Here is a 14,517-nt window from a genome sequence, read left to right on the forward strand (position 1 = left end):
TCCTAGGTATTTAGATTATCTTACTTATCTATTTTTTTTCCGCAAGCGGTTTATTTTTTCTTTTTAGGGGCAATGTACATAATCATACGTTTCCCTTCTAAAACAGGCATAGCTTCTACTTTTCCAAACTCTTCCAAATCCTGAGCTAATTTTAATAATAAAATTTGCCCTTGTTCTTTAAAAATAATAGAACGCCCTTTAAAGAAAACAAATGCTTTTAATTTAGCACCATCCTTTAAAAATTTCTCTGCATTCTTTCTTTTAAATTCGTAGTCGTGCTCGTCTGTCTGAGGTCCAAAACGGATTTCTTTTACTACAATTTGAGTAGATTTTGCTTTAAGCATTTTATCTCTCTTCTTTGCTTCGTATAAAAATTTTCCGTAGTCAGCGATTTTACAAACCGGTGGTACTGCGTTAGGCGAAATTTCAACTAAATCCAGCCCTTGCTCCTCAGCCATTTGTAATGCTTGAGAAGTTTTGTACACTCCTGGTTCAACATTATCACCAACTAATCTAACTTCAGGAACGCGAATAGCTTGATTCGTTTTGTGTAGTTCCTTTTTTTCTTCACGAGGTCTCCCTCCATTGTTTCTGATTGCTATGGCTATAAAAATTTAAATTAAACGTATTTAAAATTGCTTTAAAGACTTATTTACTTCATCGTTAATTAAAGCTGCAAAAGCTTCAACTGTCATCGTTTCATTGGTCTTACCAGCATCTCCGTGTTTTCTAACAGAAATGGTATTATTTTTCTCTTCTTCTTCACCTAAAATAAGCATATATGGTATTTTGCTTACTTCAGCTTCACGAATTTTTTTACCTATCGTTTCGTTTCTGTTATCAACTACGGCGCGAATTTCGTGATTTTCTAGCAAATTTAAAACTTTTTTAGCATAATTTTCATATTTCTCACTTAAAGATAATATGGCAACTTGCTCAGGCATTAACCAAAGTGGGAAATTTCCTGCTGTATTTTCTAATAAAATTGCTATAAAACGTTCCATTGATCCGAACGGTGCACGGTGAATCATTACCGGACGGTGCAATTGGTTATCGGCACCTTTGTACGACAAATCAAAACGCTCTGGTAAATTGTAATCTACCTGAATAGTTCCTAATTGCCAGCTACGTCCTAAAGCATCTTTAACCATAAAGTCTAATTTAGGACCGTAAAAAGCAGCTTCACCAGATTCAATTACATAATTCAATCCTTTATCTTTGGCTGCATTTATAATTGCTTGTTCTGCTTTTTCCCAGTTTTCAACTGATCCGATATATTTATCTGGATTAGATAAATCTCGAACAGAAACCTGAGCCGTAAAATTATCAAATCCTAATGATCCAAATACATAAAGTACTAAATCAATAACATTTTTAAATTCAGCATCTAATTGTTCTGGCGTACAGAAAATGTGTGCATCGTCTTGAGTAAAACCACGAACACGTGTTAACCCATGTAATTCACCTGATTGTTCGTAACGGTAAACCGTTCCGAATTCTGCATAACGCTTAGGTAAATCTTTGTACGACCATGGTTTTGCGTTATAAATTTCACAGTGATGTGGGCAGTTCATTGGTTTTAATAAAAATTCCTCCCCTTCTGCTGGTGTGTGAATTGGCTGAAACGAATCAGCACCATATTTTGCATAATGCCCTGAAGTTACATACAATTCTTTACTACCAATATGTGGCGTAACTACTTGCTCGTAACCTGCTTTTTTCTGAGCTTTACGTAAAAATTGCTCCAAACGGTCGCGTAATGCAGCACCTTTTGGCAACCATAAAGGTAAACCTTGCCCTACTTTTTGTGAAAAGTGAAACAATTCTAATTCTTTACCTAATTTACGGTGATCGCGACGTTTTGCCTCTTCTAATAATTCTAAATACTCGGTTAATTCTTTTTGTTTCGGGAACGAAATACCATAAACACGTGTTAATTGTTTATTTTTTTCGTCACCACGCCAATAAGCACCCGCAATATTTAAAATTTTAACCGCTTTAATAATTCCGGTATTTGGAATGTGCCCGCCACGACATAAATCTGTAAACGTTGCGTGGTCACAAAATGTTATAGTACCGTCTTCTAAATTGGTAATTAATTCCGTTTTATACGGATTATCTTTATATAATTCTAAAGCTTCTGCTTTAGTTGCAGAACGCATTACAAAATCATGTTTTTCTTTAGAAATTTCTAATACGCGATCTTCGATTTTTTTAAAATCAGCATCAGAAATTTTATCTTCTCCAAAATCAATATCATAATAAAACCCATTATCAATAGCAGGTCCGATAGTTAATTTTGCGTTTGGAAAAAGCTCTTGAATTGCTTGTGCCATAACGTGAGAAGTTGAATGCCAAAATGCTTTTTTACCATTTACGTCATTCCATGTATATAAAATAAGAGCACCGTCCGTGGTTAATTCGGTGGTTGTTTCCACAGTTGTACCATTAAAAGATGCAGAAATAACGTTTCTAGCCAATCCTTCACTGATGCTCTTGGCAACTTCCATAGGAGTAATTCCAGAAGCAAACTCCTTAACCGAACCATCCGGCAATGTAATCTTGATCATAATTGTATATTAATAATATGCAAATATAGTTGATTATAAAAAATAAAGCTATAAACATTGGTTTAAAATTTTCTGAAGAAAACCAAAAACTAAAAAAAATAACATTTAAAACGCAGAATAACGTAGCTTTGTAAAAAATATATTGATTTTTAATAGCAAAGCAAACACATGCATCCAAGAAATAAAAACATTCAGGATTATAATTTAGACAAATTAGTTCAGGTTGTTCCTGAACTTAGTAAACATATTATTACAAGTAAAACAGGAAAACCAACGGTTGCTTTTGCAAACCCCGACGCTGTACGTTTGTTAAACAAGGCGCTGTTGTTACACGATTACCAATTAGAATTTTGGACCATTGCTAAAACAAATTTATGCCCTCCGGTACCAGGCAGAGCAGATTACATACATTATGTTGCAGATGTTTTGGCTGAAAATAGCGGAGAAATTCCGACCGGAAAACGCGTGAAAATTTTAGATATTGGAACCGGAGCAAGTTTAATTTACCCGATTATTGGGGTAACAACTTATAATTGGGAATTTGTTTGCAGCGAGGTAGATAAAGCATCTATTACCAATGTAAACATGATTATAGAACGTAATAAGATTTTAAAACAAAACGTAACCGTTAGGTTGCAAGATAACAAACGTAATATTTTAAAGGGCGTGCTTTTACCAGGTGAATATTACGATTTTGTAATTTGTAATCCGCCATTTTATAAATCTAAAGAAGAAGCAACATTTCAGAACAACAAAAAATCTACCAACTTAGGGCTTAAAACCAACGGAAAAGCAACACCAAACTTTTCGGGGCAAAACAACGAGTTGTGGTACGAAGGCGGAGAAAAAGCTTTTATTACCAATATGATTTATGAAAGCGTACATTTTAAAGGACAATCCTTATGGTTTTCTTCTTTAGTTTCTAACAAAGATTCTTTAAAAACATTAAACATTCATTTAAAGAAAGTAAACGTAAAAGAATCGCGTATCATAGAAATGAAACAAGGCAATAAAATTTCGAGAATTTTACTGTGGAATTTTTAAAATAAAAAACCCGAAGTTGTACTTCGGGTTTTATTTTATAGTAAAGATAAAAGGATTGAACAAGTTCAATCCTTTTTTTATAATTATGCTTCAACGTTAGATTCAGCATGTAAGCGTTCAATTTCTTTTTTATCTTTCTTAGGCATTGTATCAACTAAGATAGGCGTTGCTAAGAATAATGAAGAATAAGTACCTACAATAATACCGATTAACATAGCGAAAACGAATCCGCGAATTGAATCTCCACCAAAAATAAACATGATTAATAAAACCACGATTAATGTTAATGATGTATTGATTGTTCTAGATAAAGTTGTGTTTACCGAGTCGTTAACAATTTTGTTAAAGTTACCTTTTGTTTTACCTAAAATAAACTCACGAACACGGTCAAATACAATTACGGTATCGTTCATCGAATAACCAATTACAGTTAAAATAGCTGCAATAAAATGTTGGTCAATTTCCATATGGAACGGCATGTATTTGTACAATAACGAGTAAGCTCCTAAAACGAAAATTACGTCATGAACAACCGATGCAACAGCTCCTAATGAATATTGCCATTTTCTGAACGAAAGGAATAAGTACAAGAATACAACAACCATAGAACCTACAACTGCAATAACAGAATCTGCTTTAATATCATTCGATACCGTTGCAGAAACTTTTGATGCTTGTACAACTCCTAATAAAGAACCTTCTACCGGTTTAATGAATTCATCGTACGAAATTGGTTCTTTATAAAAACCTTTTAATCCGTCATATAAAATATGGTTAACTTCTTGGTCAACTGTTGAACTTTCGTCATCAACTTTATATTTCGTAATGATACGCATTTGTTCTGGTCCACCAAATTGTTTAACCTCAACGTTTACACCAAAATCAGCAATTAATTTCTCAGCAATTTCTGTTGAATTTACTGGCTCGTCAAAACGAACTTGGAATGTACGTCCTCCAACAAAATCAACACCTTCGTCAAAACCATTTACTGCGAAAGAAATACAAGAAACCGCAACCATTAAAGCTGAAAGTCCGTAAGTGATTTTCTTAACTTTTATAAAGTCGAAATGGAAGTTTGTAAACCAGTTTTTAGTAATTGATGTACAGAAGTTTAATGCACGGTTTTTATAAACATCACGGTCAATAAAAATACGAGCAATAAAAATGGCTGTAAATAAAGAGGTGAAAATACCGATTAATAATGTAGTTGCGAAACCTTTAATTGGTCCTGTTCCGAAAAAGAATAAAATTAAACCAGTTAAAATGTGAGTAATATTTGCATCGGCAATTGCGCGCATTGCGCCACCCCAGCTGTATGAAGATTGTACTGCTTCGTTTAACGATTTACCAGCACGCAATTCTTCTTTCGCACGTTCAAATATAATAATGTTGGCATCTACCGCAGTACCCATTGTTAAAACAATACCTGCAATACCTGGTAATGTTAAAACAGAACCTAAAGATGCTAAAATACCAAATAATAAAAGTAAGTTGATGATTAATGCAATGTTTGCATACCAACCTGCTTTACCGTAGTAAAACACCATCCAAGCTGCAACAGCAACTAAACCAATTACAGCTGATAAAATACCGTAATCAATTGCTTGTTGTCCTAATGATGGACCTACAATTTCAGACTGAACAATATCTGCAGATGCTGGCATTTTACCAGATTTTAAGATATTGGCCATAATTTTTGTTTCTTGAATAGAAAAATCACCAGTAATTTCTGAACGACCACCAGCAATTGGTCCTGAACTTACTCCTGGAGCCGAATATACCGTGTTGTCTAAAACAATAGCAATTGCGTTACGTTGTGATGAAACTTTACCTGTTAATTCTTCCCATGCTTTTGCTCCTTCGCTGTTCATTTGCATAGAAACCGCCGGACGCGAAAATTGGTCAAACGTATCTGCCGCATCAATAACAACATTACCAGTTAACGGTGCTTGGTTAGCACGGTTTCCTTTTAATGCATATAGTTGAACGTTTAACGGATCTTTATCTGAAATTTTACCCCAAACAAATTTAGTAAAACGTAATTGAGATGGTAATAAATTACGTACATCTTGACGTTTCAATATAGCATTTACTTTAGCTGTATCTTTTGTTGCTGCAATACCAACAATAGAAGAACCTTCGTAAGCTAATGGTTGAAGTAATTTAAAGAATGGTTCGTTGTTTAAAGCTTGTTCTTCCGCAGTTAATTCTTCAGATTTAGAAGCAGCACTTAACAACTGATCTACTTTTGATGAAGCTAAAGCTGCTGAATCAACAACAACTTCTTCTGCAACAACAGCGTTATCTTTCTTTAATAATTCGTTTGTAGCTAATAAAAAGTTAGAAACTTCTTCAAATTTATACGTTTCCCAGAATTCTAACTGCGCAGTAGATTGTAATAATTGTTTAATCTCGTCAATATTTTTAGCTCCTGGTAATTCAACTAAAATACGACCTGAGTTTCCAACTTTTTGAATGTTTGGAGAAGATACACCAAACTTGTCAATACGTTCGCGTAAAACGCGGTATGAACTTTCTACAGCTTCGTCAATTTTTTTCTCTAAAATAGATTTTACTTGTGAGTTACTCATATCAAAAGTAACCTCAGGTAACGTTCTGTTCGAGAAAATTTCTGGAGAAGCTAATTTTATAGAACCATTAGAATTTTTTTCGAATGCAATATAAAAAGCATCTAAAAACGATTGATTTCCTTCACGGTTTGTTTGTGCATCAGCTAATGACTTGTTAAAAACAGCATTAGTTGATTGATTTGACAAATTTTTTAAAATGTCTTTTTGGTTTACTTGAAGAACAACGTTAATTCCTCCTTCTAGGTCTAAACCTTTCTTAACTTTTTTTCCTTTTACGTCATTGTAAGTATGACCTAAAAAAACATTTTGATTACCGATAGAGTCAAGATATTGAAATTCTTTTTGAGGATTTCCATCTGCAAATTTTTTAGCATCTGCTTCAACTTTATCAGCAATAAAGGTAAAAGAAAGCTGGTAAATACTTACCAAAGCAAATACAATTGCAATAAATTTAATGAGTCCTTTATTCTGCATTATTAGTAAAAATTAATTAAAGTTCTGTTTTATAAACTAATGTGGTATTTAGTTTAAAATCGAACAAATATATAACTTCACAAAACATTAACCAATAAAATTACTTATATTATAAAATGATTTTATACATTTTTATCGATTTTTGAATGTTGTTCTTGCTTCGTTACAAAAAAATGGTTTCAAAGCTTTTCTTACAAAAATATCGTCAAAACTTTATGTTTTGTCGTTTTAAGTAGTAAAACAAGCGGTATTTGAATTATATTATTTTAAAGCAAACGTTTAAATGATTTAAATAAAAAATTTGCATAAAAAAACCACTCTTTAATAGAGTGGTTTTTTTTATGTTGTTATGCATCAATTTTAGCATAAACCGCATTTTGTTCTATAAATTCACGACGCGGCGGAACCTCGTCACCCATTAACATAGAAAACACACGATCTGCCTCTGCAAAATTATCAATTGTTACTTGTCTTAACGTACGGTGCTCAGGGTTTAATGTTGTTTCCCAAAGTTGTTCCGCGTTCATTTCTCCAAGACCTTTGTAACGCTGAATAGTTGCTCCTGGCATTTTCTCAACCAATTCTAAGCGTTCTTCTTCGTTCCAGGCATATTCTTTTTTGTTTCCTTTTTTAACTAAATACAAAGGTGGCGTTGCAATGTAAACATATCCTTTTTCAATTAATTCACGCATGTAGCGGAAAAGGAAAGTTAAAATTAAGGTTGCAATGTGAGAACCGTCAACGTCGGCATCCGTCATAATTACAACTTTATGGTAACGCAATTTACTTAAATTTAATGCTTTAGAATCTTCTTCAGTACCAATAGTTACACCAAGAGCTGTAAAAATATTTCTAATTTCTTCGCTTTCAAAAACTTTATGGTGCATTGCTTTTTCAACATTCAAAATTTTACCACGTAATGGCATAATTGCTTGAAAGTTACGATCACGACCTTGTTTTGCAGTTCCACCCGCCGAATCCCCTTCGACAAAGAAAATTTCACATTTTTCAGGATTTTGTTCTGAACAATCTGATAGTTTACCTGGTAAACCACCTCCGGTCATAACCGTTTTACGCTGCACCATTTCACGCGCTTTTTTGGCTGCATGGCGTGCTTGAGCTGCTAAAATAACTTTTTGAACAATAATTTTAGCATCGTTAGGATGCTCTTCCAAATAAGCTTCTAACATATCTGCTACCGCTTGAGAAACAGGAGATACAACCTCACGGTTTCCTAATTTGGTTTTAGTTTGTCCTTCAAATTGTGGTTCGGCAACTTTAACCGAAACAATAGCAGTTAATCCTTCGCGGAAATCATCTCCAGAAATTTCGAATTTTAATTTATCTAATAATCCGGATGCATCTGCGTATTTTTTTAATGTACGTGTTAATCCCATACGGAAACCTTGTAAATGGGTTCCTCCTTCGTGGGTATTAATGTTATTTACGTACGAATAAATATTTTCTGAGTACGAATCGTTGTAAACCAATGCAACCTCAACCGGAACATCACCTTTGTCCGTTTCCATTGAAATTACGTGGTTGATGATTGGCGTACGGGTTTGATCTAAGTATTTAACAAATTCTACTAATCCTTCTTCAGAATGAAACGTTTCAGATTTTACCTCACCGTTTTCATTTACCACACGTTTATCGGTTAAAACAATTACAATTCCTTTATTTAAAAAGGCTAATTCACGCATACGTGATGCTAATGTATCGTAATTGTATTCTATGGTTTGTGTAAAAATAGAATCGTCTGGTAAAAAGGTTACTGTGGTACCTCGTTTTGTAGTTTCACCTACTTGACGAACCGGGTAATTTGCTTTTCCTTTTGCATATTCTTGTTCCCAGATTTTTCCGTCTTTAAAAACCGTTGCATGCAAATGAACAGAAAGTGCGTTTACTACAGAAACCCCAACACCGTGAAGCCCACCAGAAACTTTATACGAATCTTTATCAAACTTTCCTCCTGCTCCAATTTTTGTCATTACAACTTCTAAAGCAGAAACACCTTCTTTTTTATGAATATCAACAGGAATTCCACGTCCGTTATCTTCTACAGTTATCGAATTATTTTCGTTAATAATTACTTTAATTGTATCACAATGTCCTGCTAAAGCTTCGTCGATTGAGTTATCAACCACCTCGTAAACTAAATGGTGTAAACCTCGAACTCCAATATCACCAATATACATGGAAGGACGCATACGCACGTGTTCTAAACCTTCTAGGGCCTGAATACTGTCTGCTGAATAATTATTCTTAATTTCTTCGCTCATAATTTTAATAGTACAATTAGCAATTAATTGTATAAGATTACATTTATGGTTATTCTTTATAAATATAAAAAAATAAAATTTGTAAGAACCAAACTTAATAGTACTTGATTTTCACAAATTCATTTTTTATGTATTGTTTGCTATGCAATAAGCAAATATAAGAAATTTTAACCAAATATTTACTATTTTTTAGTTTCAAAAAAAGTGATTTAGACACTTAATTTTCTTGCTAAACAATTTGCAATAGCTTTATTTTTTTATTGTTAAAAACAACTTCTGTACCTTCTTGCTGGCCTTTTAAAAAAACATAAATTGGTGCGTTTACAGAAAGCGGAAAAATAGTTTTATTTTGATATTTAAAAGATGGAAAAGCATCAGATACAAAAAACACACCGTTTGCTGTAGTAATTAAACTTCCTAAACTAACAACTTTATGCGCTACATTTAGCACTATTTTTTGCAATTCTTGTTGCTGAACAAGCGCTTGTTTTAAATGTGCTGAAAGTTTTTCTTGTTCTAAATGCATCATAGCTAAACCCGTTTCATGCTTATCGCCAGCTGAACCTTTTGCATCGTTTTGTGCATCTGTTGCTAAATCTTGAATTTGCGTTTGTAAAGTTTTAATTTTAGTATTTAAAAAAGTTACCAAATGAGCAACTATTTCTTGTTTATCTGTTATTGTCATAATAATAAGTTATAAAAAAAAGGTGCTTATGTAAGCACCTTTTTTTACGATATAAATATAATTATTAAAAATCAAAATTATAGCTTGCGCCCAATAAAAATTGAAAACCTTGAACCGGATAATTGTTATAACGCATATAATCTTGCCCGGTTACATTGTTTAATTTCACAAATCCAGAAAGCTGATCGTTGTGCTTATACAACAGGTTAAAGTTTAAATCAAAATAACTTTTTAAGGTAATGGTATTGGATTCAATTACCGTGTTCATAGCAGGATCTGTAATTGCAACATTTTCGTTACCATAACGTTCGCCTACATAAAATAATTTTGCACCAGCAAACCATTTGTCGGTTACTTTAACATTGGTTTCGGCACCAATTTTTACTGTTGGCAAATTCCATGCTTCGGCTTGGCTTGTTGTGTACGAATTAACTTCTCCGAAAACACCTACATGAGATTCTTTTGTAATATCATACTGAATATTACCGCTAACTTGTAAGGTTTTTAAATCGCTGTATAAAGCTTTAAATGAGTTTCCGTATTCGTACGGCTGAAAATCATTCGTCGCAAGGCTTGGTGATAAAACCAAATTATTTACAAAAAAGGCATAATTACTCTGTCTTTTATATCCTCCTTTTACGTTGAACGAAACGTTACTTGCAATTTTTCCGTTTAAACCAGCATACAAATCGTACGTATTTGAGGTTGGTTGTAAATATTGCGTAGGTGAAACAAAAGGATTTCTGTCAACCAACGAAGCGAAAGAATTTTGTTGTAAACCTCCTTCTAAACCAGCAAAGGCAACTAAAATTCCATCTACAATAGCATAAGATGCGGTAACCTGCGGATAAATATAAAGTTTATTGTCTGAATCGCCGTTGTGTTTGGTATTAGAATAAAATACCCCAACGCCTGCTTTTACGTGAATATCATCATTAAAAACGTACGAAACGCGTGGTTGCACCCCAAAGTTCATTAACGTATAATCTTGCTTCATTGGGTTTAAAAAGTTTTGGTACCCACGAGCAAACGATCCGTTTAAGTAATCCACAATAAAATCGGCTTCAATATCAAATCCGCCGGCTTCAAAGCTTGCTGTTGGTTTAATAAAGAAATGATTTTCTTGCGAATCTTTTTTATCTCTAAAATGTTTAAAAAAGAATTCTCCTTTTTCTAAAATGCTATTATCGGCTGTAAATTGTCCGTCAACACCAAAAGTGCTGTACACGTTTTTTACGTTTAAATTATCAAAAACTGTTGGATCAACCCAAGTTTCAATCTGACTTGGCAATCCGTACCAATTAAACATATTGCGCTTGTACCCTAACCCAACTTTCCAATCCATATATCTAGATTTGCTGCCGTAGTAAAGTTTTGCATTGCTTAACGAATATTTATCGTCTAAATACAAATCTTTAATTCCGCCCGTAGATGAGCGGTGGTTGGCAAACAAAGCTAAATAATCGGTACGGTTAACCGCGTAGCTTAAGGCAGCTTCGCCATCAATGGTTCCGTAATTACCACCTGCTAAACGCACGTAGTTTTGAAAATAAGTTTCTTTTTTGGGCGGATCAATTGCTTTTGCCAATCCTTTAGAAGGCGTAAAAGTTGATGCTACCGGAAACGAGAATATATTGTATTCTATTTCTTGCTTTTGGGTGTTTACATTATCTTCAATCACCGGAACTTCTTTGGCTTTAAAAGCGTCAGAAATAGTTGGTGAATATGGTTTTACAATATTTACAATCTCAACTCCAATATTTTCGTCTTTTTTCTGTGCAAAAAATTGGGTTGATGCTAAAAATAATAATCCTAATATTTTATATGATTTCATGCTACGATTCGGCTTTAAATTAGTTGGTAATAGATGAATTGGTTTGAGCAGCTTCGCCTTTAATATGCGCTAATTCTTGCTTAGCTTCTTCTACCACATCTGGGTACGAGCTAAAGTTTTTAATTACGCTTTCTAAAATGTAAGTTGCCTGAAAGGCATCATCTGTAGCAAAAAAGTTTTTCGCCATGATAATTAATCCTTTAGAACCAAAATATTTATAACCCGAATAATCTTTAGCTAATTTTTGAACCGCTGCTGTAGATTCGGCATATTTTTTATCTAAATTTTTAAAATACGCATCATAATACAACGCTTCTGCAGCCAATTCGCCGGTAGCAATTTTTTGTAAATTGCTATAAGCTTGTTGTGCTTTAGCCCAATTTTCGGTTTTAACAGCCGAACGTGCAATAATAATTTGCGCATCCGATTTTATTTTATCGTCAACTTTGGTATTGCTTAAAACTTTGTTTGCATATTTTTCGGCATTTACAAAATCTTCAGTTCCGTAATACGCTTTCATTAAGTTTGCTTGTGCGTAATTTACGTTTTGAGGAAAATCTGCTTCAGATTCAATACGTTTAAATATTTTGATTGATTTCGGATTGTTTTTCTCCTTGTTGTAAATTTCGCTTAAACGCACTAACGATTGCTCGGTAAATTCGTTTCTGTTTTTACCTACAACTTCTTCGTAATATTTAGCTGCATTGTTATATAAACCGTCAGCAAAATACATTTCGGCCAAATAAAAATTAGCTTTTAATACATGTAATCCGTTAGGGAATTGCGCCAAATAACTTGTAAAACCATTAATTGCTTGTTTTACATTGTTTTGTTGATATTGTTTTAAAGCAGAATTGTAGCTATCGTTATCTAATTCAGCCGATGAGATTTCGATAAAATCTAACGTTTTAACCCATTCAGCAAATTCATTAACCTTACCTAAATCCATATAAATTAAACGCGAAGTTTCTACCGCCTGAACAGCTTCTTCGGTATTTGGATGTTCGGCAGCAACTTTTTTAAACTTTTCTAAAGCTTTATCATTTTGGTTGCTGTTGTAATAAGCCAAACCTTGACGCAATTTAGATTTACCAACCAATAAGCTTGATGGGAATTTTGCAATTAAATTGTCATAAGCTTTAACGGCTTCGTTTACCTTGTTCTCATTTACATACGTATTTCCAAGTTCGTACATAGCTTCGGCCGTGTAGGTAGAATTTGGATATGTTTTTATAAAAGTGGTTAAATCTTCAATTTTACGATCGTTTTTAGAAACAAATCCGTACGAAATTGCTTTTTGGTACGCAGCATAATCGGCATCAATTGTACCCAATTGAATTGCTTTGTTGTACGATTCCATAGCTGGCCAATATTTAGACGAAACAAAATAGCTGTCTGCCATACGTAAATACGCATCGTTGTAACGCATTTTATCGTCTTTTTTATAACCGTCAATATATTTTTGGAAATATTTTGCTGCGTTTTCATAATCTTTTACTTTAAAATACGCATATGCCATGTTGTAATTAAAGTTTTTGTTTTCGCGAACTTTTGCCGCATCTGGCAAGGTTTCAAACAGTCTAAAACTTTGTAACGCATCGTTATATTTAGTAAGCGTATATTCGGTTTCTCCTTTCCAGAAAATAGCACGTGCGGTATATTCCGGATCTTTAGCTTCGCTAATTACTTTATTAAAAAAATCATAAGCACCGGTATAATCGCCATCTGCATACAATTCTAATCCACGGTAAAAAGCAACTTTTTGATAAATGATGCGATTTTGAGGCGCACGATTGTTTTCTAACAAACGCAGTGCTTCTTTATAATTTTTAGAAGAAATGTATGAATTGATTAACAGCTGCTCTAATTCGGCCTTGTGCGAGCTGTTTGGATAATTTTTAATGTAAACCATTAAAACCTCCGGAACCGATTGGTACGGATTCCCGATTTCGTAACTTAATTTGGCGTAATTTAAATGAGCATCTTCCTGAATTTTAGGATCAAAACTCATTTCTGAAGCCATTTTAAAAGCATTTAAAGCCTGAAGTTTTTGGTCTTTCTTTAAATAACTTTCACCCAAATGGTAATATGCGTTTTGCGCTACGTGATCTTGCCCTTGTAAAATTTTATTAAACTGCGCAATGGCATTGTCGTAATCGCCTTGTTTGTAATACGTATATCCTAATTGGTAAAAATCAACATTATTCCATTTACCATTTTTACCTTTATACTGAGATAAATACGGTAAAGCTTCTGGATATTTTTGCAGATTGAAGTACGATTCTCCAATAATTTTATTTAAATCCGATTTTTCTTGCGCATTTGCTTTACTAAGTTGTGCAGTTCCAACCTCGATCGCTTTTTCAAAATTACCTAGTTTAAAATTCATATCGGCCTGAAAATAGCCCATAGAATCTTGGTATTTGTTTTTAACCTGATCGCTACCAAACATTTCGGTAGCTTGCTTGTAATTATCTACTTCGTAAGCCATGTAACCTATATAATATTTGGCTTGAGCTCCGAAATTTTCAGAATTTACAATGCGATTAAAATAACGCTCGGCATCTTTTTTATTTTTTGCAGCAAAATAGCAATAACCTTTCTGAAAGTAAAATTGCTCGCGTTCTGTATTAGATAAATTACGTTCGTTAACCTTATCAAAATATTTTAATGCTTTTGCATACGAATTTTGATTAAAATAATACGAAGCAACCTCGTAATACGCTTGCGCTTGTTTAGATGATGTTGGGTAATTAGCCACAAAATCTTCCATTAAAACATCAGCACCGTATTGATCTAAACGAATGGCACATTGCGCGCTGTAATACGCACAATCGGCTTTAATATCTAAAGGTAAATCTTCTTTTATTACCTGATCAAATAAAATTTGAGCTTGTAAAAATTGTTTGTTTTGGTATAAATTTAAGGCGTTATCAAAATGTACTAGCTCATAGGTATAAATGCTAGATTCTTGAGCGTGCGTTGCGGCAGCCGCAAAACACATTGAGGTTAATAAAATTTTATTACGGCTTATCAT

8 protein-coding genes are annotated in these 14,517 nt (G+C 33.5%); 1 reads left to right on the forward strand and 7 read right to left on the reverse strand.

Annotated elements, in window-relative coordinates:
• Nucleotides 1-50: 50 nt before the first annotated feature.
• Both infC and thrS read right to left on the reverse strand, forming a co-directional pair.
• Nucleotides 51-596, reverse strand: a complete 546-nt coding sequence (gene infC, locus K5I29_RS07340) for a translation initiation factor IF-3 (protein WP_264435176.1) — start codon at nucleotides 594-596, stop codon at nucleotides 51-53.
• Nucleotides 597-629: 33 nt separating this feature from the next.
• Complete coding sequence (gene thrS, locus K5I29_RS07345) at nucleotides 630-2,570, reverse strand: threonine--tRNA ligase (RefSeq protein ID WP_264432068.1); 1,941 nt, start codon at nucleotides 2,568-2,570, stop codon at nucleotides 630-632.
• Between the two features lie 168 nt (nucleotides 2,571-2,738).
• Between thrS and rlmF the strand changes: the two genes are divergently transcribed.
• Nucleotides 2,739-3,614 (forward strand): 23S rRNA (adenine(1618)-N(6))-methyltransferase RlmF, encoded by an 876-nt coding sequence (gene rlmF / locus K5I29_RS07350; RefSeq protein WP_264432070.1) that lies wholly within the window; start codon nucleotides 2,739-2,741, stop codon nucleotides 3,612-3,614.
• Between the two features lie 83 nt (nucleotides 3,615-3,697).
• Here rlmF and secDF read toward each other — a convergent pair whose 3' ends face one another.
• The 5 genes from secDF to K5I29_RS07375 all read right to left on the reverse strand — a co-directional run bounded on the left by secDF (nucleotide 3,698) and on the right by K5I29_RS07375 (nucleotide 14,517).
• Nucleotides 3,698-6,679, reverse strand: a complete 2,982-nt coding sequence (gene secDF / locus K5I29_RS07355; protein ID WP_264432071.1) for a protein translocase subunit SecDF — start codon at nucleotides 6,677-6,679, stop codon at nucleotides 3,698-3,700.
• A gap of 347 nt (nucleotides 6,680-7,026) precedes the next feature.
• The gene (gene gyrB, locus K5I29_RS07360; protein ID WP_264432072.1) at nucleotides 7,027-8,961 is read right to left on the reverse strand and encodes a DNA topoisomerase (ATP-hydrolyzing) subunit B; all 1,935 of its coding nucleotides are present in this window, start codon (nucleotides 8,959-8,961) and stop codon (nucleotides 7,027-7,029) included.
• Nucleotides 8,962-9,190: 229 nt separating this feature from the next.
• Nucleotides 9,191-9,646, reverse strand: coding sequence for a hypothetical protein (locus tag K5I29_RS07365; protein WP_264432073.1), 456 nt, complete (start codon nucleotides 9,644-9,646; stop codon nucleotides 9,191-9,193).
• A gap of 64 nt (nucleotides 9,647-9,710) precedes the next feature.
• Entirely contained in the window at nucleotides 9,711-11,480 is a 1,770-nt protein-coding gene (locus K5I29_RS07370) for a porin family protein (RefSeq protein ID WP_264432075.1), read from the reverse strand.
• A 19-nt stretch (nucleotides 11,481-11,499) separates the two neighbouring features.
• A complete protein-coding gene (locus K5I29_RS07375) occupies nucleotides 11,500-14,517 on the reverse strand; it encodes a tetratricopeptide repeat protein (RefSeq protein WP_264432077.1) in 3,018 nt (1,005 codons plus the stop codon).

It is taken from the genome of Flavobacterium agricola (assembly GCF_025919725.1).
GTDB classification, from domain to species: domain Bacteria; phylum Bacteroidota; class Bacteroidia; order Flavobacteriales; family Flavobacteriaceae; genus Flavobacterium; species Flavobacterium agricola.